Here is a 1065-nt window from a genome sequence, read left to right on the forward strand (position 1 = left end):
GATTCAGTCAGGCCGGAAACCGCTCTAGAGCCCGCTTTGCCCTGTTGAAACCCTCCTGACCGAGATCTGAGGATCATGAGGTTGTGGGTGAGGACGCGCAGGATGAGCTCGCGCCTTTGAGCTTGGTGGCCGCGCGCGGTCAGCGCTGAGCCCAGGCGACGCTTGTGCTGGCTGAAGCCGCTCTCGATATGCCAACGCTGGTGATAAAGAACGCGAGGAAAGTGCTGGTGGAGGGTTCGCCTATAGGGCGTCTTCGGCCAACGCCGCCCTGTATTCCGTCGGTTCAATGCAATGACGCTGCGTTCAATGCCGAGCTCGTCGCGGCAGAGGCGATGATTGTGCTCAGCATCATAGCCAGCATCGGCCAGAACCGTGCTCAGCACCATGAGCCCGACGGCTTGGCGCATCGCAGGCGTGAAGTCGGGCGAGTCCTGGCTGGGGCCGATGCCGGTGACGGCACCGATGATCAGGTGCGAGTGGATGTGGAGAACCGCGGTGAGCTTGGGCCAGGCTCGCTGGCGATGGCCCGAGCCCTTGCCCTCGCCGCGACGTTTGTCAAAGTGCTCGCTAACGTGCCGCGTCTCCAGCCCTGTCGCATCCACGGCTACCGCGGGTGAGGCGTCAATCAAGCCGACAGCCCGGGCCCGCTCGACGATGACCATCTGGGTATGGTGGAAGGCCCCCCTTATGGAATGGCCCGCCCCTCTTTGACGTAGCCTGCCTGGCAGGGCAGCCGGAGAAGGATACGGAGCATGAACGTGCAGGTTCTCGGGATCGACCTGGGCAAGAACAGCTGCAGCCTGGTTGGGCTGGATGCCTCCGGTCGGGCGGTGGTCCGGCGGCGCATGCGGCGGGAGAGCATTGCAGCCTTCGCGGCCAAGGCGCCGGGCTGCATCGTGGCGATGGAGGCGTGTTGTGGGGCGCACCACTTGGGTCGGCACCTCGCGGCCCAGGGCCACGAGGTGCGGCTGATGTCGCCGGAATACGTGCGGCCCTACGTCAAAGCACAGAAGAACGACGACCGGGACGCCGAGGCGGGTTCTGTTGCATCTTTTGTGGTCCGGC

At 64.8% G+C, this 1065-nt stretch carries 1 protein-coding gene and 1 pseudogene; one reads left to right on the forward strand and one right to left on the reverse strand.

All coding sequences use genetic code 11. From position 1 onward, the window contains the following. A partial coding sequence (locus E0493_RS22935) for a transposase (protein ID WP_235914003.1) occupies window positions 1-662 on the reverse strand: 662 nt, incomplete at its 3' end. A 90-nt stretch (window positions 663-752) separates the two neighbouring features. Between E0493_RS22935 and E0493_RS22940 the strand changes: the two are divergent. After that, window positions 753-1065 (forward strand): annotated as a pseudogene (locus E0493_RS22940) (IS110-like element ISMmg1 family transposase); the annotation flags it as partial.

The organism is Teichococcus coralli (assembly GCF_009829925.1).
Taxonomy (GTDB): domain Bacteria; phylum Pseudomonadota; class Alphaproteobacteria; order Acetobacterales; family Acetobacteraceae; genus Pseudoroseomonas; species Pseudoroseomonas coralli.